Below are 26,557 nucleotides of genomic sequence, written 5' to 3'. Positions count from 1 at the left end.
AGAAGGGATGCAAATGATAAGAAATGAGAGAGGGCTTACCTTACTGGAAGTGCTGGCTGCGACAGTTATTTTAAGTCTTGTCGTGTTAATGTTTCTTAATATTTCATCCTTTTCTATGATGTCAAATAAAAATGATGATTTGCGCGTGAATGCCTTACATTTAGCAGAGCAGAAGTTAAATGAATATAGGAGCACTTACACTACTGCCGTACCCGTTTTACAAAATTGGGCAGATCTTAATCCCGCATTAGATCCAGCTATACCTTATGGGGTATATGTTCAACAATCCAGCTTGCAAAATCCCCCATTTTCACCAGCTGTGTTTACGAACAGGAAATTAGTTTCACTTCAAAGTATCGTCTTATTCCGAGATGTAAGCACAACTCCTGCTACGCTAGTTCCGCGCATTTTGACGGTAACGGTTTACTGGGGGGCGACGAATTGAAGAATGAACGCGGTCTTACCTTAATTGAGGTATTAGCGACGCTGACCATAAGCACTGTATTGTTGGGGGTAGTTTTTATGCTGCTATCCTCGACAAGCCTTCAATCCAAATCAAGTGGAGAGAAATACAATGTTGATGCGGAGATTCGTAAAACGATGGATACGATTGCGAAAGAGATCAGTGATTCAAATCATGCTTATGCAGCAACGAATGACTTTCGTTATGTGACTTATGTATCAGGCACTAGACAAGTGAAATCGCTGTATTATGATGCTGCTGCGAAAACGTTATCGATGTATGACTTTAATTCTTCGACTATTCAAGACAGTGTAACTTTAGCAACTCCTGGAATCTATACGAATCAAAGAGTACTAACCTCTCATGTTACAGGGCTACAGTATTTGCCTACTGTAGGGAATACACCACTATTTKGGAATTTGATTGGCGGTTCAGCATTCAGGATGGTTATGACTTTTACATTTCAGCGTTCAAAGATGTTCGGTGGGTTTGAGAATTACAATGTGAAGAGAGAAACAGGATTTAAACTGCTTCAATATTAAACTGAAAAAAAGCCCGAAATGCTTAGGGGGATTTGTCCCTAGCATTTGGGCTTATTTTTATTTTCTAATCGGATTCCAATCAGGTGGTGGTGAAGGAGTTGGTGATGTTGATGTTGGTGAAGATGGTGTCGGTGTAGCGGATGAAGTCCCACTTAATTGTAAGGACGTTACAGGCGGATTGGATGTTCCAGTTGTAATTGTTTTATTGTTACTAAAGTCAATTTTCCCTGCAACAGCAATAATGCCCCCTGTAGTAAGGTTAATTTGAGTCCCAGAAGTAAAATCTCCTGATACAAAGATATCTCCTGAAGTAACTTTAAACTCAGCATTATTTTTAACGTAAATATTTCCAGAAGCTAGATTACCGTTTGAGATATTCAAGGTGGTTTGGGTTTCAATTTTAAATGTGTCATCGATTGTCATTTGTTTAGTCGTTACGGTACCTCCATTGCTAAGTGTCATACTTCCAGCATAGAGGTTATTATCAATTTTCAATGTAGTCTGCGTGCCTGTAATAAAGCTGTTTTCGCTCCACAAGTTGCCGTAGGTGCCGCCATTGCCGCTCTTAATTGTTATATCAAGTTGATTACTTCCAGTAATTTTTCCAGTTGTAGTTGGATTAGACGTAGTTTGGTTTGCTATTAGATTACCATACACTTCTAGATTTGAATTATTAATTGAATAATTATCTGCGATTAGAATGACAGGCTTTGTACTGGAACCAATAGTTTCAGTGCTGGAGACACTTAGTGTACCTGGCACATAGATAACAACAGGATTGGTTGAACTTGCACTAATATTCGATTTTACTTGACTTATGCTGCACGATGTGCAAGTGATTAGACCAGGTGTCTTTGTCACATTCAAATAGTCGTCTATGGCTGATGATACGCTAGATTTGATACTGGACATATAGCTGGTAATTGCCGGTGCAAGCGTTGTGTTTTTTCCTGCGTTAACATTGGAACTATTCCCGTACAAGACACCAACTCCMGCTGGAATAGGCACGGTTTGCCCCGGTTCAATGTGGGTCGATGTATTGGGGGGAGGGCCAGGTGTTGGTGTTGTTACTACGATTGCGTTAAATGCAGATATTTGAAATTTGATTAATTTACTATGTGCATTATTGACGGTAGCTTTGAAAAAAACATTATACACATTGTCAGCAGTAACGGGACCAGTGATTCTAGTATTGGTGGCAGCCACTTCAACATATTGCTCGTAAGTCGTTGCAATGCCCTCTGGAGTTGTAATGTTTCGTGCGACCCAACCTAATCCGTGCGTTCCCGAACCACCGCCGTACATATTGAAGTAGGTTCTTCGGTCCATTCCGTTTGCATAGGTATCGTAACTTTTCAGATAAGTAATAAAAGCTTCCATGCCGCTAACAGCTAGATCAGTAGCCTTTTTCTCATAGTCAGTTTGGCTATTGGCAAGTTGATTCGTTGAAGACGAAACAAGTATAACAGGTGTTGCGATCATCAGGACAAGGAGAATTAGAAGCACGTAGGTAAGCACATTTCCTCTTTCACTTTGGAGTGGAATAAGAAATTTCATGATGAACTCTCCTTTTTCGTGGATTACATATCTCCTATTATATCGAATAAAAAAAGGCTAGTATAGTGCTTAAGCACTATACTAGCTCAAATTACTTCGACAAATTTTGACCAAATTCACCTGTGAATACGATTTCGTTTATCGGGTGTCTGCCKGATGGGACTTCGCGTTCTTGCAGATTTTCAGGGAGGGCATCTGCAGGACCACGGTACCCGATGGCAATAACTGCATGAAGTTCGTAGTCAGCAGGAATTTGGAGTGCTTCGCGTGCTTGTTCACGTTCGAAACCACCCATCGCATGTGTGATTAGCCCTTGATTATTCGCTTCAAGCGCTAAATATCCCCACGCTGCGCCTGCATCGAATGCATGGCTAGGATTGTCTGTACCTCTTGGACTTTTGGTGTGCGAAATAACGAGTGTAAGTACAGGAGCTTTTTCACACCATACAAGGTTAAATGGATTAATAAATGTATGGAATTTAGCAAGTTGCTCAGGTGTATGGGCAACGATGAAACGCCAAGGCTGATTATTACTTCCAGATGGTGCCCAACGTGCTGCTTCAAATAGACTTAACAATACGTCTTCCGATACTTCTTGATTCGAGAAGGAACGAGGGGACCAACGCTCAAGAAACTGTGGATTAATTTCATGATCAGGTTGGCGGTGATCTTCAATTTCATTGGGTAAAGATGTGGACATAAGTTATTCCTCCTTATTGTGGATCTCATCCTAATTTTACCTTATTATAACTTTGATTACGAATTTCTCATTTTTTTGTTATCTTGTATGTCATTGGTGCAATTTGGCAAAGCTAGTTGATATGAACATGATGGACCAAGAAGAGGTGCGAAAACCGTGAAATTCACGAGTCATGATGTCATTATTATTGAAAGAGCTTTAAGAACTGCCATGAAACATGATCGAGAAGAGCACCGGTCGAGAGACTATCAAGAAGTTTTGTTCAAAATGCAAGAGAGTGCCAACCAAGCGCTGTCGGTCACAGCTCAGATCACTAGTGACCATGATGGCCTACGATACGATTATGATGATTCAGCTGATTTGATGTAGACATACGAACGTATATTCTGTAAAATGGAAGAAACGAAATGGGTAAGGAGATTCAGTTTATGAATCCTTTCACAGGTAAGGTTTCTTCAATGATAGAGATGATTGACGGGTTGCGCAAATCGCCTGAAATCATGCAACAAGTTACATACTGGCATACGATACCCCCAAGAGATCCGAAGCTGGCTGATTTTCCAGAAGGATTGCATGAGGGTATTTGTGTTGCGCTTCGACATAAAAACATCGGGCAATTATATACGCATCAGGCGGAATCGTTTCGCCAAGTGACGGCAGGCAATCACGTTGTTACTGTGACTCCGACGGCGTCTGGGAAGACGCTTTGCTACAACCTGCCAGTTCTTCAGAAGATCTTGGAAAACGACGCTTCGCGAGCACTCTATCTATTTCCTACTAAAGCACTGGCACAAGATCAGGTTGCAGAGTTGCAGGAAATGATTGAATTTATGGATGTGGATATTAAGACGCATACGTATGACGGCGACACACCGCCTACAGTTCGGCAAGCGATACGAAACGCAGGACATATTGTTGTCACGAACCCAGATATGCTGCATTCCGCGATTTTGCCGCATCATACCAAATGGGTGAAGCTGTTCGAGAATTTAAACTACATTGTGATTGATGAAGTACATTCCTATCGGGGTGTATTCGGCAGTCATGTCGCGAATGTGATTCGCAGGTTGAAACGGATTTGCCGCTTCTACGGTTCCAATCCGCAATTTATATGTGCTTCGGCGACGATCGATAATCCGAAGGAGCATGCTGAGCGTCTGATCGGTGAAACCGTTGCGTTGATCGATAATAACGGTGCGCCGGCAGGCGAGAAGCACTTTGTATTCTATAACCCGCCTGTTGTGAATCAACAGTTAGGGATTCGTAAAAGTTCCGTCTTGGAAACACGTACGCTAGCAGGCAAGCTGCTGCGGAGTGGGATCCAGACGATTGTGTTTGCCCGCAGCCGCGTGCGTGTGGAGATCTTGCTGACCTATTTGCAAGAGCTCGTGAGTCACGAGCTGGGCAGCAAGTCGATCCGCGGCTATCGCGGCGGATATCTCCCTAAGCTGCGCAGGGAGATTGAAAAAGGTCTACGTAGCGGGGAAATCCGCGGGGTTGTGAGCACGAACGCGCTGGAGCTGGGCATCGACATTGGCCAGCTGCAAGCTTGCGTGCTTAATGGCTATCCCGGCACGATAGCCAGCACTTGGCAGCAGTCCGGGCGTGCCGGACGGCGGCAGGAAACCTCGCTGACGATTCTCGTCGCGAGCAGTAATCCGCTGGATCAGTATTTGATCCAGAATCCGCGCTATTTCTTCGAGCGTCCGCCAGAGCAGGCGCGCATTCATCCAGATAACCTGATCATCCTCGTGGATCATGTGAAGTGTGCGGCCTATGAGCTGCCTTTCGAAGCGAATGAGAAGTTCGGTGAGGAGTCGCTCACCGATGTTCTGGAGTACTTGACTGAAGAGCAGGTGCTGCACCAAGTCAATGATCGCTGGTATTGGATGGAGCAGTCGTTCCCTGCTCATAACATTTCATTGCGCTCTGCGGCGCAAGAGAATTTCATCATTATTGATATGACCAATGGTCATCGCGTGATTGGGGAATGTGATCGTTTCAGTGCGCCAACCTTGATTCATGAAGAAGCTATTTATATCCATGAAGGCATACAATTCCAAGTTGAAAAGTTGGATTATGAAGAGAAGAAAGCGTTCGTGAGGCAAGTAAATGTAGACTACTTCACGGATGCGAGTATGGCTGTACAGCTCAAGGTGCTTCACGTGAATCGGGAAGGTCGTGTTGGCGGTCTACTTCGTCAATTAGGTGAAGTGACTGTTAACGCGCAGCCAACGATTTTCAAGAAAATCCGTTTGCGGACACACGAGAATATCGGCTCGGGGCCGATTCGATTGCCAGAAGAGGAGCTGCATACGAGCTCCTATTGGTTCACTTTCGACGAGGCGATGGCGGCAGGACGATCGGCAAATGACATGCAGCATGCGCTGCTTGGCATCGCTAACGTCCTGGCGCATCTAGCGCCGCTGTATTTGATGTGCGACCCGATGGATATCCGGGTCGTTCCGCAAGTGAAGGCAGTGCATAGCAAGCTGCCGACCGTATTCTTCTACGACCGCTACCCTGGCGGCGTGGGTCTTAGTGATCGGCTGTACGAGGTCCACGGACAGCTGATGGATCAGGCGCGCAGCCTGATCAAGAGCTGCGGTTGCATCAGCGGCTGCCCAGCCTGTGTAGGGCCGATCGAAGAGGTCGGCCTGCTGGGCAAGAAGCTCGCGCTGGAGCTGCTCGCAGAGCTCGATGGCGGTGCCCGATGAGCGGGCTCCGCGAAAGGCTCGGCCGCCTGCGGGGATCCGCAGCGGCTGGGGTAACACCGCCGCCCCCGCCGGAGGCAGGGGGCGAGTGGGCGCAGCTCGGCGCCCATATTGCGACGAGCCCAGCGGGCTCGTTCGTCATGCGGCGCCGCCAGTACGGCGCGGACAGCGTGCACGGCATCTATCGGCTGCGTGAGCTCGCCGATGTGGCTGCGCAGCTGTCCAGCTTTCACGACGGAGACGCCGTCGTCCGGCTCGAAGAGTTGCTMTTCTTCGATACGGAGACTACCGGACTCGGCGTCGGTGCTGGCAACGTGCCGTTCATGGTAGGCATCGGCTACTACACGGGCGAGCTGTTCACGGTTGAACAGCTCATGATACGCAACCCGGCAGAAGAGCATGCGATGCTGGTGTACTTACAAGAACTGTTAGGACGATACACGCATATCGTCTCTTATAACGGCCGTACGTTCGATTGGCCGATTCTCAAGAATCGCTTCGTGCTGAATCGTCTTAAACTAGATGACTCGAAGCTGCTTCAGCTCGATCTTCTCTATGCTTCACGAAGTCTGTGGCGTAATACGCTGCCCTCCTGTCGGTTGAGCAAGGTAGAGGAGAGCAGACTAGGTTTTGAACGCATAGATGATGTGCCAGGATCTATGGCGCCAGCGTTGTACTTTCAATATTTGGCTGAGAAAGACCCTGCTGTTCTTCAGGGCGTGTTTATTCATAACGAGCACGATATCGTGACATTGGCCGCGTTGACGATCCATTTTGGCAAGCTACTGCGTCCAGATGAGAATGATCTCGATCTCATTTCTAATCCTAATCCAGAGCTCATTTCCAACCTTGACTCCGAAGAACTTTTTCGGACCGGACTTTGGCTCGACAAAATGGCAAGGCCTACCAAGGCGGAGCAATATTTCAATGTTTTATTCGAGAAACTAATGAATAACGAGTCTGCTGCCCAGTCAGCTGAACAAGAAACAGTCTTGCTACAATTAGCAGGCTACTATAAGAAAATTGGTCAATATAACCTGGCGATCGAGCTATGGAAGCAGGCTATTTTACTTAAACCTGCAAGCATTTCGTTGCAGCTAGAACCGTATTTAGAGCTTGCGATGTACTATGAACACCGTGAGAAGGACTTGGGTCAAGCCGTCTTTTATGCAGAGGAAGCGTGGGCGAGGCTTTGGCGGCGACGTGCGCTTCATCGAGGTGATCGGAAGATTAATGAGATTGAAGAAGCCTGGGAAAAGCGGATTGCACGTCTGAAGCAGAAAATGCGAAAGAAAGAGATGAGTTTACGAGCGCTAGCAGATTCGTATCCATCATCTTCAGATAAAATGGTAATAACAAAAAGAAGCAAAAAGGCACCAAAACCCACTTACGTGAGCGAAGGATTAATTTAATGAATAGTCATCTAGTCATCACATCTCATCCATTCTCCCTAGGGTTCGCGTTTACACAATCCGCCAATTGGTTATACAAGGTATAAAAATGGCAAGGAGTGATTCTCGTGCCTGAGCTTCCGGAAATGGAAACGTATCGTCAGCAGTTGACACGATTTATCATAGGAGTACCGATTACAGGAGTCGATGTGACACGTCCGAAGTCGTTGAATGTAGATCCTGAAGAATTTACGGGGAAGCTTATTGGTAATCGGATTGTGCGGATTGAGCGCAGAGCCAAACACCTACTGTTTCATTTGGCCACAGGTGAGATACTGCTTTTGCATCTCATGCTTGGCGGATGGATATTCTTTGGTACCCAAGAAGAGAAGCCAGATCGAACGATTCAAGTGGAGATTCATTTCGGGATCAAGAGTCTGTCCTTTATTGGATTGCGTTTGGGTTACTTGCATCTTCATACACCAGAGGTAACCTATAAGCTCTTACAAAAGCTTGGACCAGAACCGCTCGAGCTTAACTTCGTACAATTTCGAAACGTAATGCGGCCTAAGCGGGGAAATCTTAAAGTAACGTTTGTGGATCAAACCTTTCTTTCTGGTATAGGGAATTGTTACTCGGATGAAATTTGTTTTGAAGCGGGTATTCTCCCTTTGCGGAAGATATCCTCTCTTACCGAAATTGATCAACAACAGCTCTTCCAAGCTATGCAGACTTTGCTTCGTGAAGCGATTGCGGTCGGTGGCTATATGGAAGAACCTCTTTTCGTGGGAGATCGTCTAACAGGACAATATAATCCGAAATGTCGTGTCTATGATCGTAAAGATGAGCCCTGTTTGCGATGTGGGAATCCTATCATTCAAACGGAAGTCTCAAGCCGTAAATGTTTTTATTGTGCCCATTGCCAGAAGTGAAAGGTCGGATTGAACATGTTTATCGGCGCCCATGTAAAAACGCGAGGCGGTTATTTGAATGCAGCCAAAACCGCCATTTCAATTGGTGCAAAAGCCTTTCAATATTTTCCGATGAATCCGCGGAGTTTGGCTACGAAAGTTATCAATCTTAATGACGCGAACGCATGTGCTCAATTATGTGAGGAACATGGCATTCTCTCCATCGGACATGCTCCGTATGCTTTAAATCCCGCAGCAGATGAGCCTGAACGTGAGATCATGGTTAACTTGCTAAAAAATGGCTTGGACATTACAAATGCCTGCGGTTCCGTTGGACTTGTGGTGCATTTTGGTAAATACACGGGAAAAGACCCGTTACAAGGTTACAAAAATATAATACAATGTTTGAATAGTGCTTCGGAGGGTTACACGGGAGCTTCTTTCATATTGCTTGAAAATCAAGCAGGTGAAGGTTCCCAACTGGGTCTGACTTTTGAAGAAATGGTGCAAGTTCGTAAGCTATGCGATTCACCTGAGAAAATTGGCTTTTGCTTAGATACGTGTCATGCTTTTGCTAGTCGACTTTGGCAAGGGACGGATTGGGCAGAACTGGAGTCGAAGGGAGATCAGCTAGATTATCTACCTCATCTGAAAGCTATTCATTTGAATGATTCGGTGTATCCAATGGGATCGCGCCGTGATCGGCACGCCAACATTGGAGCGGGTCATATTGGTATTTCGAATTTTCAAAGCCTATTACACTCCCCCTATTTACGAGACATTCCAATTGTACTTGAGACAGGTACCGGGCGTGATGGCACGCATCGGGAAGAGATTGCGTTCGTAAATTCGTTATTGGAAAGGAAATGTGAGGATGATTCATGTATACTTAGATGATTCGCGTCCTTGTCCCCAGGGATTTGTTTTGGCCAAAGATGCGCAAGAATGTATTGTATTGCTTCAGGAATGTGAAGTAGACATCTTATCTCTGGATCATGATTTGGGTTGGATGTCGAAGCAAACGGGCATGGATGTTGTCATTTGGTTGACCCAGCAGCGTAAATTTCCAAGAACGATTTATATTCATACCTCTAGTCCTTCCACATGCACGCAGATGTATCAGATGCTTGATGCTGTCAAGCCAGATGAAATGGGGCTTTACGCGCATCGTATGCCTGATGAAGTATTGATGAGGGTTGCACAAAAAGACTATCCAAGTAAACCGTAATGTGAAAGGAAACGAACTTATGATCCATTTATCCGGTATTCATTTTATACGTGGAGAACGCCATATTTTAAACGATGTGAATGTACATATCGAATCCGGTGAACACTGGGTATTGCTGGGCCGAAATGGCTCTGGCAAAACAACGCTGCTTGAAATGATGAATGGCTATGAATTTCCAAGCCGTGGCACAGTCGATGTGCTCGGAAACCGGTACGGTCAATGTGATGTACGGGAAGTTCGCAAGAAGATCGGTTATATTTCTCAATCTCTTTTCGAAAAATTAAGCTTAATTGATCCAGTCCTTGAGGTCGTTGCAACAGGTGAGTACGCTTATCTGAGGTTCTACCAAGAAATTCCACAGGAAGTGAAAGACCGAGCACTGGAGATGCTTACTCGTGTACGCATTCCACATCTGGCAGATCAGCCTCTGGGAAGCCTTTCACAAGGGGAACGTAAGAAGGTCATGCTTGCACGATCCTTGATGAGTAAGCCAGCGATCCTCGTTATGGATGAGCCTGCTGCGGGCTTGGATTTGTTTGAGCGCGAGCGGTTCTTATCTGACGTAAATGAGCTTAGTAAACAGGATGTAACGGTTGTATATGTCACCCACCATATCGAAGAAATCATGCCTTTATTTACGCATGTTGCGATAATTGAGCAAGGTGAATTAATTGCCTCCGGACGCAAGGAAGATGTATTGACACCTGAGAATATTCATAAGGCTTTCGGAATTCATGTTGCCTTGGAATGGTTCCAAGATCGCCCATGGATCAAGGTTATTGCGGACAAATAGGCTTATTTAGTAAGTTAGCCTAAAAAGAATGTAGATTACTAAAAGGATGCGGCTATGACACAATTAACGACCTATATTGGAACCTCGAATCATGGGTTCGCACAATATGCGCAAGACGAACTTCGGAAGTTATTTCCACTCACCAAATTTACTTTACTGGTACCGACAGAAGTGTTCTATTTCCAGGTGCCTGAAGATACGACAGATGTCATTTCTACCATGCAAGAGAATGAACCTATCTTTCTACGACATGTTCAACCTGTTCATCAAGAATGGGAGCTTAGCCGTACGGATGCTGACATTGCGCATTTGACAGCTTGGCTTCGTGAAGCTTATGCCACTGGTTTATTTGGTTACGGAGAGAAAATTGCCACGCAAATTCGGAAGGAAGAGCGGGCAGATGTTCCTTATGCACCTTTTGCTATTAAGGCAGCCATAGATGAAATCCTCACTGCTGAATGTGGTGGCGAACCTGTTGTTCGTTATGCGGATCATATTATATCGGTGTACATAAGCGCCAAAAAGGTCTATATCGGTATTTCAAAACCAAGTGATAACTTATCAGATTGGTCAGGTGGTGCGATCCGTTTCATGAAAGAAGAGGATCAAATTTCACGTGCCAAATTTAAGCTTTTGGAAGCTGAGCAACGGTTCGGGATTGATTTCAGTATCGCTCGTAAAGCGATTGATATTGGAGCTGCGCCTGGCGGATGGACGTCTTTGCTGCTAGAGCGCGGTTTGAAAGTTACGGCGATCGACCCGGCTGCGATGAACCCACGTCTACTAGGCAATCCATTGCTGACGTTCCTGAAGAAAAATGCGAATGATGTGAAGCTGCGTGAGAATGAGTTTGATTTACTAGTCTGTGATATGAGCTGGGATCCGCGGCAGATGGGACATCTTGTGTCGGATTTGCTTTTCTCTCTGCAAAGTGGCGGAACAGCCATCATTACCGTGAAGCTTATGCATAAAAAACCGTTCCAAACGGTTCGCGATATTCTGCGCATTTTCGAAGACTCACTTTTCCTCTTGAAGGCGAAGCAGTTGTTTCATAATCGGGAAGAATTGACACTTTATTTGCAAAAAATATAAAAACGGAAAAATAGCTAGATTTTCCAATAGCCCTCCCTTATAATCAAGAGCAATATAACTTGGATATAAGAGGGGGTTTTTACTAATTGTGAAGCCTAGACCACAGTGGCAAGGGTCAATTGTAGGAGGGAGATACGAACTCGTGTCCATGCTTGGACAAGGCGGCATGAGCCAGGTATATCTCGCTAGGGATAAGAAATTAAAGGGCAAGCGCTGGGCAGTGAAAGAGGTTGAGTGCGTAGGTTCCGATGAGACTGCTTTCTTGGAAGAAGCGGAAATGCTCGCCAAGCTAGGGCATGCACAGCTCCCGCAGTTAGTGGATTATTTTATTACCGAGGGTGGATATGGATATCTGGTTATGGACTATATCGAGGGTCCAACACTACAGGATTTATTCGAAAAAAGCCAACGTGAACTTCCAATTAAGCTAATCGTTCAAATTGCCTTTCAGTTACTTGATATTTTCCACTACTTACACACACTTCAGCCCCGACCCATCATATACCGCGATCTTAAGCCGTCCAACGTCATGATTAACCAACATAATCAAGTCCGATTAATTGATTTTGGAGTAGCTAGACAATTTAAACAAGGACAAACTTCCGATACCATGCAGATGGGAACGATCGGGTTCGCTGCTCCGGAACAATATCTAGGGCTGCAAACAGACGCCCGAACGGATCTTTATACACTTGGTTCTATGTTATATTATTTGTTGTCAGGCGGTCACTATGTATATAGCAAGGCCAAGCCTCTGGAACTACGGCATGATGAGATCCCTGAAACTTTGCGCAAAACAATTCATTTTCTCCTGCAAGATCAACCTCAGAACCGCTGTCAAACCGCCATGGAAGTGAAGCTAAGACTTCGTTCCTTAACCCCTGAAGCCGATCAACTTGTTATCGAATCTGGGCTCCAAGTCACCTCACAACAATCAAATACGTCCGATAAATTAATCGTCATTGGCGGATTATTTGCAGGTGTCGGTGCGACTTTCACAGCTATTACACTAGCCAGATTATTGCATGCTCTCCAAATCCCCAACGCGCTTGTTGAACAGCCGACGATTGAACCTGATTTATATATGTTATTGTATGGAGATCGCCATGCACCAAGCCCCTATATGTTTCCCTCTGATCACATATGTGACGCATCTTCTACTTTCACTACACCATGGATCAATGGTTTTACTACTTGGGCACCCATTAATCCTGATGGTTTTCAAGGTAATTGGCAGGCCTCTCATGCATTCAAGCTTCTGCACATGCTCAAAAAGCCGATCATCCTATGGGATGTATCGACTGAGTGGGAGCATCCTGCTGTACAGGAACTTTGTTATAGTGCAGATGAAATAATCGTTATTGTAGATAGTTTGCCTGGCAAATGTGATCGCCCACGTTCGCGCCAGCGAATAGCGCAATTCACATCTTACCAGCAGCGAGGAAAGAAAGTGCATTACATCGCGAATGGTGCTTTGCCATCGCATTATCGATTGGAGTGGCAGGACTCATTTCCAACTAAACCATTATGTACCATGCCCTTAATTGCAAGATCCGAAGTCGTGCAAGCTGTGTGGAAAGGTGATTGTATTCAAGATCAGCCGCAGTATTTGGACGTTTTTTACGAAGCATTGAAACCATTCCTCAGCGAGATTGTCCCGGACGAAAGCCTCAATCAATTCGCTCTACAACCCAAAAAATCGATATTTTCCCGTTTCAATAAGCGCGGTTAGTGTTTTTATTTAACTGATAAATTGTCCAAGCTAGTAGGGTAGCGAAACAAGACCATAGTAAATAAGGAACCAATAGCCAAGCAGCTAGCTTGGAATAAGGAATTGTTGCGTATATTAATAAAAACGTGGTGATAGCAACAATAGCAGAGTCAAGGAAAGCATGACGTAAGTTTTTTAATTTGAATTCAAAAAAAGTGAAGGCTTGGTTAGCCAGGTAATTTACCATTAATATCAAAACATAGCTGCCCCCCGCTTCTTGAAAGCCATCGGTTTTCGTGTAAACAATGGCGACAGATGCAGAAATTAATGCATATAAGATCGCCCAAGCAATTCCGAATAACTTAGCTGGTGGATTCCAGCTTGGTTTTTTCAGAGAGTTATAATAGGTCAGATCTGTTGGGAACAGTACGCCTGAAATCGAAAATAGTGAATAGGTAATCAAGAACACAATGATAAACGTAAACACATGCAAACACCTCCTATTTATTTCAGCTTGTATTACTATATTACACGCTTGGGATAAGTTATAACCAAATCCAGCCAAAAGTATGATATGATGAGTCATATTTTGYATGAGATAAAGAGGGGGAAACAGACATGGAGCAACGATTTTCCAGAGAATCTAGATGTTTCAAAACATCACGTATTTTTCCAACTGATGTAAATAACCATAATACGCTTTTTGGTGGAAAATTGATGTCTTATATCGATGACATTGCTTCCATAGCGGCTCATAAGCATTGTCGGAGGTCAGTTGTGACGGCATCAACGGATTCTGTTGACTTTTTGTCACCGATTCATACGTCGGACTCCGTCTGTTTAGAGTCTTTCGTGACCTGGACAGGTAAAAGCTCGATGGAGGTATTCGTTAAGGTCGTTACCGAGGATCTGAAGTCTGGGGAGAGAAAAATTGCAGCCACCTCTTTCCTAACTTTTGTCGCTTTAGATGAAAATAAGGTGCCAGTGGAAGTGCCAGATGTCATTCCCGAAACGGAAGAAGAGAAGAAACTCCACGAATCCGCTCCACACCGCGCTGAGATGAGACGTATTCGCCGCGTGGAAAGTAAGAAGCTGGCTAGTTTCTTCACGATGAAATATCCTTGGGAATAAGGGATTGATTTATTAGGGGAATGTGGTACAATTTGGGTAATTGAAAGTCGGACAAGCGGAAGCACCGCTGATCGTAGAGGAATAATCTCTATTGTCAGCGCGTGCTTTTTTTGTTTTTCCGAAGCAGACAGGAGGGGGAATATGAGGGCGGAAACGATAACGCGAATAGCCATCGTGCTCGCTGTTATGGGTTGTGTACTCATTGGCAATGGTATGTACGCGAAATTTGCTGGATAGCGAATGTTTGTGAGAGGGGTGCTGCAATGAAGAAGCTTCAATTGTTTGTCTTAGATGACGACATGATTTATGCCGAACGGTTAGCCATATTCATCCGAGCGACGGAGTTCGCTGAACGTATGCAAGTAAAGCTTTTTTCGCAAGTTGAGCTCCTACTGCAGGTGTTAGAGGAACCTAACCTTAGTGGTGTGCTATTAATATCTGATGCTTTTTATCCGTTATTGCAGCATCATCGTACGTCATTAAGTAAAATTTTTTTGAGTCAACATATCAGAAATTCCGATTCGCCTCAAACTGTCCATCCTTTCTTATTCCGCTTTCAACCACTTCACGATTTGATCTCACACATTCATGTCATATACACGGATAGATCTCCATCCGGTTCTGGTCGAACACAAGTTAATCGCACACGTGTGATATCTGTGTATAGCAGCAGTGGCAATGCCGGTAAATCGATAACAGCTGTTCATATGGCGAAACAGTTGGCATTTCGTGGGGAACGTGTCTTGTATCTGAGCTTGGAGTCCATTAGTGTTGCTTCTCAGTGGTTGCAGGGAGAATCGGGTCGATTATCACAGCTCCTTTATTATTTGAAAGATTCATCGGAATCGATCGGACCTAAGTTGGCGCTTTTGAAATCACATGATGCCACTCGAAGGTTCGATTATTTAACACCACTTGAGCAAATGCGGGAGATGCAAGAAATGAGTGGTGAGCACGTAAAAAAACTCATTGCGTCCATAGTTGGCCTGTCCGTCTACGATACCCTCATCCTGGATCTTGAAACGTCCGTTCATCCCAGAATCGTCAAGAGTTTAGAGCTTAGCGATGCGATCATTTGGCTAATCCGAGATGATTGGAAGGATGCTTTCCGAACCAAAACACTATTAAAACAAATGTGTGCATATCCTCAAATCCACTTTGTCATGACGAGTTTTAGGGGGACTCAAACCAATTCATATGATTTTCTAGGTAAAGAAATAACATTCAAACTTCCCTATATTCCTGATTGGAAGGTGATGAGTTCAGCAGAACAAGTCTGGCAATCGGATATATTTTCAGAACAGGTGTATGTCATGTTGCAAGCTGTAAGCAATGAGACTGAGGGAAATTCTAAGGAAGGAGCGCATTCTTATCTTGAATCAAGCGCTGTTTAACGAATTAAAGCAGGAGATTAAAGAAAATCTCGATCTCACACATGAGGTTAGTGATGCACAGTTATTGGGGCACATCGAAGAAACCATTTTTCGCGCTGCAAGTGCGCATAGCTGGACTTCAAGTGATATGCACATCGGTGTTAAGCGTATTTTCGATAGCTTTAGGGGGTTAGATATTCTCCAACCGTTAATCGACGATCCATCGGTGACAGAGATCATGGTTAATGGTCATAGCTGTATTTTCTTCGAACGGATGGGTGCAGTTGAACGTTACCCATATGAGCTAGAAAGCTCAGAGAAGCTTGAAGACTTAATCCAAATGATTGTTTCCAAGGTGAATCGGATTGTTAATCAAGCGACTCCAATTGTGGATGCAAGGTTAAAAGACGGTTCGCGTGTAAATATCGTGCTTCCACCAGCCTCTCTTAGTGGTCCAACCTTAACGATCCGAAAGTTTCCTGCAAAGCCATTGGATATGTCGGATTTGATTCGTATGGAAAGTATTTCTGGTGAAGCGGCGGAGATGCTTCGGATCATGGTTGAATCGGGGTTTAATATATTCGTTGGCGGTGGAACGGGGTCTGGTAAAACGACGTTTCTCAATGCTTTGAGTGCTTGGATTCCTGAACATGAACGAGTAATTACAATCGAAGACTCAGCTGAACTTCAGATCCAAACTGTACCTAATTTAGTACGATTGGAAACGAGAAATGCGAATACGGAAGGGAAGGGAGCGATCACGATGCGAGAATTAATTCGATCTTCCCTGCGGATGCGTCCTAATCGCATTATTGTAGGTGAAGTACGTGGAGCTGAAGCTTTAGATATGCTTGCTGCAATGAACACTGGGCATGATGGTAGCTTAAGTACCGGGCATGCGAACACCTCGCAGGATATGCTCAGTAGACTGGAGACGATGGTACTCAGTGCGGCTCCACTTCCCATTGAAGTCATACGTAAGCAGATCGCCTCAGCACTTGATGTCATTGTACATATTTCCAGGATGAGGGATCGATCACGCAAAGTGACCGAGATTCATCAAGTTGTTGGCATGGAGGATGGGGAAGTTCAGCTGCAACCGCTGTTTCTCTTCGAGGAGAGCGGAGAGTCGCCAGATGGGAAGCTTCTTGGAACACTCCGATATACGGGTCAGACACTTGCTAATAAGTACAAACTTCAAATGGCAGGTAAGCAACTGCCTAGTTGGTTTATTTGCAGTGTAGGAGGTGATGTGGGATGAGTGTGTGGTTGATGCTCATTTTCATGGGTGGCACGAGTTGGCTTCTATTACTATTTCTTGAAAGACGAAAATCGCCTCGTAAAGAAAGCGAGAGCCCCCAAACACACAAGTCACCGCCAATCCTCCCGGTTGTATTCATCGATTATAACGAGTATCACTTGTCCTCCAAAGAGAGAATAGCAGCCATAATCATGCTAGGTTTACCAGCATTCATGATCGGTTATATTTTCTACCAAAATGTTATCCTCGCCGCCGCTTTAGCATCTACGGGTTTTCTGTTTCCTCGCTATCGTCGGCAGCAATTAATTCAAAAACGAAAGAATATGCTTTATGTACAATTTAAGCAGGCTCTCAGCTGTCTTTCTTCCTCTATGACGGTGGGGAAATCCATTGAATCGGCATTTCGAGAGGCATGGGAGGATCTGAAGCTGCTTTATCCTGATCCAGCTTGTTTGATCGTCGTTGAGTTTGGCTTGATTTGCCGTAAGGTCGAAAACGGTGAACCGATTGAAACAGCACTTAGACATTTTGCAGATCGCAGTCATTTGGAAGATATTCTGAGCTTTTCTGATGTTTTTCTGACCTGTAAACGTACAGGAGGCAATCTAGTTGAGGTGATGAAACGTACAGCAACGGTCATTTCCGAGAAGTTAGACATAACCCAGGAAATTTCAGTCATGGTCGCTCAAAAACGTTTTGAATCGAGAGTACTTGTTGTTGCTCCCATCCTCATTGTTGCTGTATTGGCGTTTTCCTCGCCTGATTATATGGTTCCCCTATATCGTGGGAGCGGGATTCTCATCATGACTGTCTGCTTGTTATTTCTTGGCGCTTGTTATGTACTCACTCAAAAAATAATGAATATCAAGGTGTAGGATGTGGATATGGTTATTTGGCTTAGCGCAAATTGCGTTTTGTATGTCACTACAGGTGATCGGAAGGAAGAAATACGGTAGTCAGCTTCAGATACAAACGTACCCCTTTCGGATGAAAATGCTCTTACCGACTAGCTATTATGTGATTGATAAGCTCCAATTGTTAGAGAGGTTCCCCGATTTCACTTCAAAAATCCATCATAAATGTATGACCTTGTATGGAAGAAGCTTATCTTCGCAAGGCAGTAAATGGTTCATGGCAGAACTTATTTCCGCTGGCATGGTGTGCCTATTCGTCGTTACTGTACTTGCCATTCTAGCAGGTGAAGATAGTTCGTTGCTTGCTTTTGGTGTGGTTGCTGCAATAGCGACACCCGTGATGATGGTTCGTGATTTGGACAGCAAAATACGTAAAAAACAGCAAAGGATGATCCTTGAGCTGCCTGAATTTTTGAGTACAATCGTGCTTTTAGTAAATGCTGGAGAGACTGTCAACCGTGCTTGGATACGTTGTGTTCAAGCAAAGCCAAATATGTCGGATTCCCCGCTTTACAAAGAGCTGCATGTAGCTGTGCATGAGCTGGAGATGAACATCTCCTTCACGAAAGTATTAGAGGACTTTAGTAAACGCTGCGCGTTACATGAAGTGTCATTATTTGCATCAACGTTAGGTTTGAACTATAGAAGAGGCGGCAATGACTTTGCTGTTTCACTGCATTCTCTTTCGCTGGAGCTGTGGCAGCGGAGAAAGAGTGTATCGCGGACATTAGGGGAGGAAGCATCTTCTAAGCTTGTATTCCCAATGGTATTAATTTTTGTTGTGGTGATGGTGATTGTTGCTGCACCTGCGATACTCATGATGAACCAATAGGAGAGGAATGTTGAAATGAATACAATACTTGAAACATTTAAGCGTGTATGGAAAGAGGAAGAAGGACTAGGCACATTAGAAATTTTATTGATTGTAGCAGTGTTGGTTGCGATAGCGATTATTTTCAGAAAGTGGATTGTTTCATGGTTTCAGAAGTTGATCGGTGATGCCAACTCCGACCTGAAGGATAACAGTGCGGTTGCCCCCTGTGCGCCGAGCCCGACCACGAGTTGTGCGCCGTAGTCGACTTCGTCAGTTCATTAACAATGACCTGGGTACCTTTACGTTAGAAGCCTCGCTGGTATTTCCGGTGATTTTAATTTGCACAGTGACATTGTTGTTTGTAGGCATGTTTGCCTATCAAAATGTCTACATAGGGCAACTAGCTCGTTCCGCAGCTGAAAAGTTAGCATTTACTTGGACGAACAGCTATAAAGAGATAAGTACAGGAAGTTATCATCCGCAGGAAACGGACGGCTTGTATTGGCGTCTGACGCAAGACAATGTAAGCGACTTATTTGGCTTGTTACAAGGTAACTCAGGGGCTAGTGTCATACTTCCCACCAATCAAGCTAAGAGTTTAGTCGAGAAAAAACTGGCCAAAGCCGGGGGATTACTTCCGGATGGCGTTACTGGCACAGCGTCATATACGAATTATTTAGTAGATCATCGCGTTGAGGTAACTGTGAACAAGTCTTTTATCACGCCTTCAATACTTAATCGGTGGATGCATGCAACGAAAACGGAAAGTAAAGCTGTCGTACATGTTATTGATTCTATAGAGTTGATCAGAACCACAGATCTGACACGCACCTATTTGCCAACTTTAGTAGGTCGGATATCTTCCGAGAAAGCGAAAGCGGCACTTGTAGATCCGGTCAAAAGCGATTTGTCTGGGCCAAGCGTCACTATTCAATCTGAACGTCAGGCATCTTCCTACTTAAGGTCACTTGTGGGAGGGACAGAGGTTGTGCGGACGACTGCGTCTGGTAAAAGCAGAAAAATTGATGCTTTAGACGCAAGAGGCATTGGTCATCAAGCCTTTTATAGTATGACGGAAGCTCAGCTACKCACTGAGCAACTCCCGAAGGATGTTGAACTGCTCCAGCATGATCCAACTGTGAGAGGCATCGTTTGGCATTTTTTTAAGAAGGATGCCAGCGGCAAAGGGATGCCCACAGACTCTTTTCGCAAAGAACTCGAACGTAAAGGKATCGTAGTCGTTATTCATAATTAGAAAGAGGGGAGCTATTGAAAAGATTCTTACAAGCAGAAAACGGCACAGTATCCGTCTATTTGATTCTTGTTATTGTGCCGATTTTTTTATTTCAAGCGGTACTCATTGATTTCGCAAGAATAAAAGTAGCGGAGAAAGAAACGGAATCTGCCTTACATGCAGCTGCACGATCAGTAATGTCCTCCTTTGATCTCGAGCTGCAGAAGAGAGGGCTTTATGGCATGGGTCTCTCTTACGAGGCGTCAGAAAAATTACTTAACGATGTTTTTATCCAAAACTTATCGGGCGGAGTCTCCGCGAATGCTTTTCACTTTATTAATACCAAAGCTGTCGATGGAGCGCTGCGTGTCACACCTGTGTATACACTGGCTAGTCATGTCATATTTGAGGGGCAGCTCTTAGAGGATATGAAATTAAAAGCACCGATTGAATACACGCTCGAAATTGTTGACAAGTTTCAAAAGAGCGGCGTCCGTGAGCCTTTTCAGATGGGTTCGCAATTTGCCAAGGAAGCGTCAGAACTTGAAAAGTTGATCGAACAACGCGAAGACTCACTAGATGATGCATGGAGGAGCGCGGAGGAGCTCTTTGCCAGAACTACTGAATTTCATAGTTATTATAGAACCAGAGTTGCTGAATTGGACAAATTAGCTGCTGAAATCGGCCTTCATACAGTTGACGAAGTTCGCAGCGAAATCAGTCAAGTTCAAGAGAATTTGCGTTCACTTACAGCGAGCATAAGGAATATGGATCTTTCATTAGCATCACTTGTACAAGCAGGTCCTGAAGCTGCAGCAAGTATCCGATCACTTGCCGAAGCCAAAAGCAGGCTTGAGGAGCAGGCTGGAATGCTTTCGCAAAAGTTAAATGAGCTGGAAACTTTAGTTCAGAAAATTATGACTTACACAGCTCTTGTCATCTCTACGAAACTTGAGGTGGCTGCAGATGAAAAAGTGATTCAACAACTCCAGCAGGTGATTGAGCCAATCTTGCGACAAGCCAAACAGAAAAATGACGAGATACGCTCAAAACTGACAGGAGTCTCGGGTTCATCTGCGCAGGGAAAAACAACTGCTTATGATGTATTTAAACATGTGTCATTAATTGGGGATGATTATTTTTACCAATATCAAACGTCAATCGCAGCAATCGCTGCTCTATTTACATCATTTCGTTCTGCTGTCGAGGGTGTCATTGTGTATACTTCCGTACATACAAGTGAGGTTAATCGAGCTAACGACAGCTACTTAGCAGTCGCAAATGATTTTCATGCCAAACAAAGTCTGTTAGAAAAATCCAGAATGAATACAAATGAAGCTACAACGACGAATAAGCAGACACAAAAGAATAAAATCCAAGCCATTATGGATAAGGCCAAGCAAGCTATAGGTGGTTGCAGCCCGACGAGTACGCAGTCTAGTGATTCGGTTTCTTATAATAAGCTCCAAGGTGAATCAGGTTACTATCAGAAATACCGTCAAGCGAATGCGCAAGATACAATGATCGGGAACGATGTCGCCTATGATATGGAGAAAGCAGAACCTGCTAGCATGAGGGCAATGGATATGCTTGGCGTATTAAATAACGCGGCGGAAGTTCTCCGAGATGAACTTTACGTAAATGAATATGCGCTAACGAAATTTAACTTCCGAACCTATGGATTAGAGAAAGATCCAAATGGTAACCCGAAATTGTCGAATGAGCTAGTTGATCCTGGGACACACGCTTTAGTAAATCAAGAGGTTGAATATTTGTTGTATGGTTTCTCTTCCTGCGCGGCTAATATGTCTTCGGCCTATGCAGAAATGTTTTCTTTACGCTTAGCGATTCGTACTGTTGAAGCGCTATTAGATCCTAAAAAAGAACTTCTCCAAATAGGCTCCCCGTTACTCGTTTTTCTGGCTGCCGCGGCTCAAGGTGCAGCAGAGGCATTCGTCGACATGAACGTTTTGGTGAAAGGAGATGCTGTTGAATTATCGTCAAAGCTCATCTCATCAGCACTCAAATTGACGTATAAAGATTATCTCCGTTTATTTCTTATGTTGCATAGCAACAACTCCAAGCTGATGTCCCGAATGCAGGCACTGCACGAATTAGAGACGGGGAAAGATCTCAATCAACTAACCACCTATATCCAAGCAAATGCTACGAGTGAAATAAGGCTTTGGTTTATTCCTCAAGTCATGAAGTTGCTGGATGGGACAGGACTCTTAGGGTGTAAAGTTGTTGGAACACAATGTCAAATGAATCGCGCTGCCGTCGTTTCGTATTGAGGAAGGAGATATGGATTTGCTTCTCAAATTGCACAAAGAGCAAGAAGGCGGCATCGTCCTGGAGGCTTCGCTTATTCTGCCATTGTTTCTTGCTTTCGTAGTAGGTCTTGTTCTTTTCATTCAAATTGCTTTGGTGGAAATGGCGTTGCAGGCCGGCGTATCCGAGGCAACGAAGTCCATTGCAGGTCAACTGTACCCCGTGAGGATACTAGTTCAAGAAGCCCAATCGAAATATGATCAAAGTCGTGCCGCGGAGATGCTTAACGCTGTCGTTGATCAAGTCCAATCGGCAAGGAACCACGTAATGAGTACAGAGGATATCGCTGATGAATACGCGGCTTACATACCAGATTCGCTGTTAGCGCTCGTACGCTGGGAAAAAGAGAAGCGAGAGTTAGGCGAAGGTATGGCACAAGAAGAGTTGACTGGATTTTATAATACGCACGTTATGCCGCGGATGCTGGCTGTCTTTACACCAATTGTGTTCGCATTTTGTGATGCAAAGATCGTTGATAAGAGGAATTTTAAAGTTATCTCCGTAACGATACCGAGTTTGAAACAAGACGGAGAGGCGTTTTTTGGAATTGAAGCTCAACTGATCTATAAATTGCCTATCCCTATTATGAGCCAGACGATTGTTTTGAAAAAAAGGGCTTATGAGCGGGCTTGGGTAGGAGCTTAATTGGAAGGGAGGAGTATCCTTATTCTTGTATGTCTTGGTTTATTTATTATTTTTATCACGGTGGCTTTAATCATTGATGTGCGTTATTCAAAGCTCCCCAATAAGTTGACTTTGAGTGGAACGATATTCGGATTATCGTTCCACTCATGGTCAGAAGGCTGGGATGGGTTGCTTTTTTCCCTCATTGGTGCATGTACAGGTTTTCTAATTGTATTTGTATTGTATGTAATTGGTGCTTTGGGAGCTGGTGATGTCAAACTTTTCGCTGCTATCGGAGCAATAATGGGTGTTATGTTTGTTATGCAAACACTTGTTTATGCGATTTTATGGGCAGGTTTAATCGGACTATTCCTTCTACTTATTCAAAGAAAAATAAGAACAACGAGTCGTAAGCTTGCAGGTTGGTTGTTCTCTATATTGGCGCTCAAAAAGTTTGAATCTTTTTTTGAACTTAAGCAACAAAAAAACATCAAATTCCCCTTTATGTACGCGGTTTTTCCAGCTGTTGCTGTTACGATTTACTATTCTTTGCTTTGAATGAGGTGTTAGTATGACACAAGAAGTATTCGGACTTCGTTATGAATTTGTTTATCGACATGGACACCTTATGGAGTTGTTCAAGGAAGGAGGTCTAGAAGCAAGTGAGCTTTCGAATTTGCAGGTGCGCATGTTAGAAGCCAATCAAGTTCCGAGGCTGCTGCCTCTCGACATTCATGAGGTGGATTCAAACATTCGACTACTGTATAGATTGTCCTCCAAACGAATGCTGTCACATGTTTTGAAGGTAGAGCATCTCTCGATCCGTTTACTTGCCAAGTTGATGTACGCGATCGTTTGTACACTGGATGAAAGCAAAAATTATATGCTGAGTGAAATGAATTTCGTATTGAAAGAAAATTTTATTTTCATAGGACAAGATTGGTCGGATGTTTACCTAACGTATGCGCCACTAGATATAGCTCATGATGTCGATGAGAGCTTTCCTGCGATAGATGCACTTCTCCATAAGCTTATTTTACATCTTGGTGAAGAGGAACAGGTTCAACTACAAGCGTGGATGCGAACACATGTAGCTAGAAAAAGTTTTCACGCCTATAAGGAAGCGTTATTAAAGTTGATGGACGAGCCGATTCTTACACGAGAAACAATTGCTGCACCACATTCCGAGCCTATCGAATCCCCATTACCAGAACTAGGATTACCCAAAGCACATTGGAACCGTGATGAAGCGAAACACATCCAACCAAAAACTGAAAATTCCATCTTGTCTAAACGGGAACTGATCCCACTATCCTTCATTCCTCTAAAACAACAGGGGCGATGGATGACAATAGCTCTTATCATCATTCTATTTGCTTTTCTGTGGCAGCAATATTTGGCTCACCCTGGGGCGAGCTTGCTGCAAATAATGGCTGGAATCACGCTGTTAACAGGCGATGTGGGCTTCGTTCTACTATTCTTAGGTCGTCCTGATTTCTCTAGTCGAAAAATTCAAAATCAGAAAAGTTCCTCCATCGCTCATAACATATATAATCCCGATAAGGAAGTCATGCGTGATGACGCTTCGAGTGAGGCGACGGATCCACTGGATATCCAACACTACTATCAAAATCTTTCCTTACATACAACCTTGCTCAGTCCGTCACATTCGAATGCAACTGTATTTCTTGGGAAATCTCCCAAGCGTGATCAAGTTGGTCCACGATTGGAGATTCAAATTGAAGGAGTTAGCCAAACGGTTTCTATTAAAAGTGAGGTATTTACAATTGGAAGGGGGGATTCAAGCAGCAGAGTCGATTATGTAGTGGAAGATGTAGGTGTTTCCAGAATCCATGCGGAAATTGTTCAAACTAGCAACGGCTTTCAACTTCGAGATGCTGGCTCTACGAATGGCACGTTTCTGAATGAATTCCCTCTCGTTACCTATCAAGGATATCCGTTAAAAGATGGGGATATTGTGCGAATTATTCGACAAGAACTGACTTTTCGGCTCTAATACAAATAGTTCTACTTCCTGTCTGCCCTTAGCAGTGGTATAATAAGAAGTCGCGAGTAAAATACGTGATTATCTTAAAATATAGAATCTATATGTTTCACATAATAAGTCGGCTATATTTCTCTATAAACGCACTCGTCCTTAGAGGACGGCGCAGCCGTTTATTATGGAACTAGACAGGGGTTTGGTTTTGCAAAATGAGTCTTTTAACAATTGAAGATTTAAGCCACAGCTTTGGCGATCGTACATTGTTCAAAAATGTTTCGTTCCGCTTGCTTGCTGGTGAACGCGTTGGCATCGTAGGAGCTAATGGCGTGGGGAAATCCACGTTGATGAATATATTAACAGGCAAGCTTTTGAAGGATACAGGCAAGGTGGAATGGACCCCGAGAGTCCACTACGGATATTTGGATCAACACTCTGTGTTGGCCGCGGGTCGTACAATCCGTGATATTTTGCGTGATGCATTCTTGCCATTGTATGAAGAAGAAAAAAGAATGATGGCCATTACGGATAAAATGGGAGATGCCACGCCTGAGGAGCTTGAAGTGCTTCTTGAGGAAATGGGTGAAATTCAAGAACGTTTGGAGATCGGTGATTTCTATCTGCTTGATGTGAAAATCGAAGAGATGGGTAATGGTCTTGGTTTAAATGCGATTGGATTAGATCGTGATGTAACGTCTCTTAGTGGTGGACAAAGAACGAAGGTTCTCCTAGCTAAGCTTTTGCTAGAAAAACCAACCGTACTATTGCTCGATGAGCCTACCAACTATTTGGATGTGGAGCACATTGAGTGGTTGAAAATGTACTTGAAGGATTACCCCTATGCGTTCATGTTGATTTCACATGACACGGAATTTATGAACGAAGTCGTCAATGTTGTCTATCATTTGGAGTTTTCCAAGTTGACGAGGTATACGGCGAATTATGAGAAATTTCTTGATATGGCTGAAATGAATAAAGCGCAGCATATCGATGCTTATGAGAAACAGCAGGAGTATATCAAGAAGCAGGAAGATTTCATCGCACGTAACAAAGCACGAGCTTCAACTTCAACTCGTGCGAAGAGCCGTGAGAAGCAGTTGGATCGAATTGACCGCATTGAGCGCCCTGAAACGGCAATGAAACCTACCTTCGTATTCAAAGAATCGCGTTCAAGTGGTAGAATTGTATTTGAAGCTGAAAATTTGGAGATCGGCTATGATCGTGCCTTGCTTCCAAGAATGAATGTGACGATTGAACGCGGTGAGAAAATTGCGATCGTCGGCTGCAACGGGGTTGGTAAATCCACTTTATTGAAGACGATTCTTGGCAAAATAGAGCCATTCAGCGGTAAGACGTATCGCGGTGATTATTTGAATCCTGCGTACTTTGAACAAGAGGTCAAAGCACCAAGCATGACTCCGATTGATGATGTATGGAATTCTTTTTCTTCCATGACTCAGAATGAAGTCAGAGGAGCGCTTGCGCGAGTCGGGCTTAAGAATGAGCATATCACGCGAGCGATGAGCATGTTAAGTGGTGGCGAACAAGCGAAAGTACGTTTGTGCAAACTGCTTATGCAGGAAAGCAATTGGCTGTTATTCGATGAGCCGACGAACCATTTGGACGTAGTAGCCAAAGAAGAGCTTCAGCGTGCTCTGAAAGAGTATAAGGGTACTGTTCTACTTGTTTGTCATGAGCCTGAATTCTATGAAGGCTGGGTAACTCGTGTATGGGACGTTGAAGAATGGTCCGCAAAGGTAACCAATTAATT

Annotated in this window: 26 protein-coding genes; 23 read left to right on the top strand and 3 right to left on the bottom strand. The window is 44.1% G+C overall.

Going from position 1 to position 26,557, the window contains the following annotated elements:
* Positions 1-13: 13 nt before the first annotated feature.
* Together AB4114_RS00320 and AB4114_RS00315 are read left to right on the top strand one after the other, a co-directional pair.
* Positions 14-445, top strand: coding sequence for a type IV pilus modification PilV family protein (locus tag AB4114_RS00320; RefSeq protein ID WP_441986614.1), 432 nt, complete (start codon positions 14-16; stop codon positions 443-445).
* Positions 442-1,005: a PulJ/GspJ family protein gene (locus tag AB4114_RS00315; protein ID WP_441986613.1), complete on the top strand. Its 564-nt coding sequence runs from the start codon at positions 442-444 to the stop codon at positions 1,003-1,005. Before AB4114_RS00320 ends, AB4114_RS00315 begins: the two co-directional genes overlap by 4 nt.
* 57 nt (positions 1,006-1,062) lie before the next feature.
* On the opposite strand, the gene AB4114_RS00310 is transcribed toward AB4114_RS00315, so the two are convergent.
* Positions 1,063-2,562 (bottom strand): hypothetical protein, encoded by a 1,500-nt coding sequence (locus AB4114_RS00310; RefSeq protein WP_441986612.1) that lies wholly within the window; start codon positions 2,560-2,562, stop codon positions 1,063-1,065.
* Positions 2,563-2,653: 91 nt separating this feature from the next.
* Complete coding sequence (locus tag AB4114_RS00305; protein WP_441986611.1) at positions 2,654-3,262, bottom strand: nitroreductase family protein; 609 nt, start codon at positions 3,260-3,262, stop codon at positions 2,654-2,656.
* A 156-nt stretch (positions 3,263-3,418) separates the two neighbouring features.
* Here AB4114_RS00305 and AB4114_RS00300 point away from each other — a divergent pair, with 156 nt between their 5' ends.
* The 9 genes from AB4114_RS00300 (at position 3,419) to AB4114_RS00260 (ending at position 13,123) form a co-directional block, all read left to right on the top strand.
* On the top strand, positions 3,419-3,631 hold the full coding sequence (locus AB4114_RS00300; protein WP_441986610.1) for a hypothetical protein: 213 nt from the start codon (positions 3,419-3,421) through the stop codon (positions 3,629-3,631).
* A gap of 59 nt (positions 3,632-3,690) precedes the next feature.
* Positions 3,691-5,979, top strand: a complete 2,289-nt coding sequence (locus AB4114_RS00295) for a DEAD/DEAH box helicase (protein WP_441986609.1) — start codon at positions 3,691-3,693, stop codon at positions 5,977-5,979.
* Positions 5,976-7,388: a ribonuclease H-like domain-containing protein gene (locus AB4114_RS00290; protein WP_441986608.1), complete on the top strand. Its 1,413-nt coding sequence runs from the start codon at positions 5,976-5,978 to the stop codon at positions 7,386-7,388. The genes AB4114_RS00295 and AB4114_RS00290 overlap by 4 nt, the downstream gene beginning before the upstream one ends.
* Before the next feature lie 107 nt (positions 7,389-7,495).
* Entirely contained in the window at positions 7,496-8,299 is an 804-nt protein-coding gene (locus tag AB4114_RS00285; protein ID WP_441986607.1) for an Fpg/Nei family DNA glycosylase, read from the top strand.
* 15 nt (positions 8,300-8,314) lie between these two features.
* Positions 8,315-9,175, top strand: coding sequence for a deoxyribonuclease IV (locus tag AB4114_RS00280; RefSeq protein ID WP_441986606.1), 861 nt, complete (start codon positions 8,315-8,317; stop codon positions 9,173-9,175).
* On the top strand, positions 9,153-9,506 hold the full coding sequence (locus AB4114_RS00275; protein WP_441986605.1) for a cyclic-phosphate processing receiver domain-containing protein: 354 nt from the start codon (positions 9,153-9,155) through the stop codon (positions 9,504-9,506). Before AB4114_RS00280 ends, AB4114_RS00275 begins: the two co-directional genes overlap by 23 nt.
* A 19-nt stretch (positions 9,507-9,525) precedes the next feature.
* Complete coding sequence (locus AB4114_RS00270) at positions 9,526-10,299, top strand: ABC transporter ATP-binding protein (protein ID WP_441986604.1); 774 nt, start codon at positions 9,526-9,528, stop codon at positions 10,297-10,299.
* 54 nt (positions 10,300-10,353) lie between these two features.
* The gene (locus tag AB4114_RS00265; protein ID WP_441986603.1) at positions 10,354-11,391 is read left to right on the top strand and encodes an SAM-dependent methyltransferase; all 1,038 of its coding nucleotides are present in this window, start codon (positions 10,354-10,356) and stop codon (positions 11,389-11,391) included.
* An 88-nt stretch (positions 11,392-11,479) separates the two neighbouring features.
* A complete protein-coding gene (locus tag AB4114_RS00260; protein ID WP_441986602.1) occupies positions 11,480-13,123 on the top strand; it encodes a serine/threonine protein kinase in 1,644 nt (547 codons plus the stop codon).
* On the opposite strand, the gene AB4114_RS00255 is transcribed toward AB4114_RS00260, so the two are convergent.
* Positions 13,107-13,589, bottom strand: coding sequence for a TspO/MBR family protein (locus AB4114_RS00255; protein WP_441986601.1), 483 nt, complete (start codon positions 13,587-13,589; stop codon positions 13,107-13,109). The genes AB4114_RS00260 and AB4114_RS00255 overlap by 17 nt on opposite strands.
* A 131-nt stretch (positions 13,590-13,720) precedes the next feature.
* On the opposite strand from AB4114_RS00255, the gene AB4114_RS00250 reads away from it, so the two are divergent.
* The 12 genes from AB4114_RS00250 (at position 13,721) to AB4114_RS00195 (ending at position 26,555) form a co-directional block, all read left to right on the top strand.
* The gene (locus AB4114_RS00250) at positions 13,721-14,233 is read left to right on the top strand and encodes an acyl-CoA thioesterase (protein ID WP_171630805.1); all 513 of its coding nucleotides are present in this window, start codon (positions 13,721-13,723) and stop codon (positions 14,231-14,233) included.
* 263 nt (positions 14,234-14,496) lie between these two features.
* Positions 14,497-15,627 carry a hypothetical protein gene (locus tag AB4114_RS00245; protein WP_441986600.1) on the top strand — a complete coding sequence of 377 codons (1,131 nt, stop codon included), beginning with the start codon at positions 14,497-14,499 and terminating at the stop codon, positions 15,625-15,627.
* A complete protein-coding gene (locus AB4114_RS00240) occupies positions 15,608-16,867 on the top strand; it encodes a CpaF family protein (protein ID WP_441986599.1) in 1,260 nt (419 codons plus the stop codon). Before AB4114_RS00245 ends, AB4114_RS00240 begins: the two co-directional genes overlap by 20 nt.
* Positions 16,864-17,742 carry a type II secretion system F family protein gene (locus AB4114_RS00235; RefSeq protein ID WP_441986598.1) on the top strand — a complete coding sequence of 293 codons (879 nt, stop codon included), beginning with the start codon at positions 16,864-16,866 and terminating at the stop codon, positions 17,740-17,742. The genes AB4114_RS00240 and AB4114_RS00235 overlap by 4 nt, the downstream gene beginning before the upstream one ends.
* A 1-nt stretch (position 17,743) precedes the next feature.
* The gene (locus tag AB4114_RS00230) at positions 17,744-18,613 is read left to right on the top strand and encodes a type II secretion system F family protein (RefSeq protein WP_441986597.1); all 870 of its coding nucleotides are present in this window, start codon (positions 17,744-17,746) and stop codon (positions 18,611-18,613) included.
* Between the two features lie 15 nt (positions 18,614-18,628).
* Positions 18,629-18,856 (top strand): Flp1 family type IVb pilin, encoded by a 228-nt coding sequence (locus tag AB4114_RS00225; RefSeq protein ID WP_441986596.1) that lies wholly within the window; start codon positions 18,629-18,631, stop codon positions 18,854-18,856.
* A complete protein-coding gene (locus AB4114_RS00220) occupies positions 18,846-19,850 on the top strand; it encodes a TadE family protein (protein ID WP_441986595.1) in 1,005 nt (334 codons plus the stop codon). Before AB4114_RS00225 ends, AB4114_RS00220 begins: the two co-directional genes overlap by 11 nt.
* 14 nt (positions 19,851-19,864) lie before the next feature.
* A complete protein-coding gene (locus AB4114_RS00215) occupies positions 19,865-22,123 on the top strand; it encodes a hypothetical protein (RefSeq protein ID WP_441986594.1) in 2,259 nt (752 codons plus the stop codon).
* A gap of 16 nt (positions 22,124-22,139) precedes the next feature.
* Positions 22,140-22,805, top strand: a complete 666-nt coding sequence (locus AB4114_RS00210; RefSeq protein WP_441986593.1) for a TadE/TadG family type IV pilus assembly protein — start codon at positions 22,140-22,142, stop codon at positions 22,803-22,805.
* Complete coding sequence (locus tag AB4114_RS00205; protein WP_441986592.1) at positions 22,806-23,342, top strand: A24 family peptidase; 537 nt, start codon at positions 22,806-22,808, stop codon at positions 23,340-23,342. It begins immediately after the preceding gene.
* 13 nt (positions 23,343-23,355) lie between these two features.
* Positions 23,356-24,801 carry a DUF6382 domain-containing protein gene (locus AB4114_RS00200; RefSeq protein WP_441986591.1) on the top strand — a complete coding sequence of 482 codons (1,446 nt, stop codon included), beginning with the start codon at positions 23,356-23,358 and terminating at the stop codon, positions 24,799-24,801.
* 197 nt (positions 24,802-24,998) lie between these two features.
* A complete protein-coding gene (locus tag AB4114_RS00195; RefSeq protein ID WP_441986590.1) occupies positions 24,999-26,555 on the top strand; it encodes an ABC-F family ATP-binding cassette domain-containing protein in 1,557 nt (518 codons plus the stop codon).
* The last annotated feature ends 2 nt before the right edge of the window (positions 26,556-26,557 follow it).

Origin of the sequence: Paenibacillus sp. 2RAB27 (assembly GCF_052115445.1) — a bacterium.
GTDB lineage: Bacteria > Bacillota > Bacilli > Paenibacillales > NBRC-103111 > Paenibacillus_E.
This window is presented reverse-complemented; position numbering and strand designations above follow the sequence as displayed.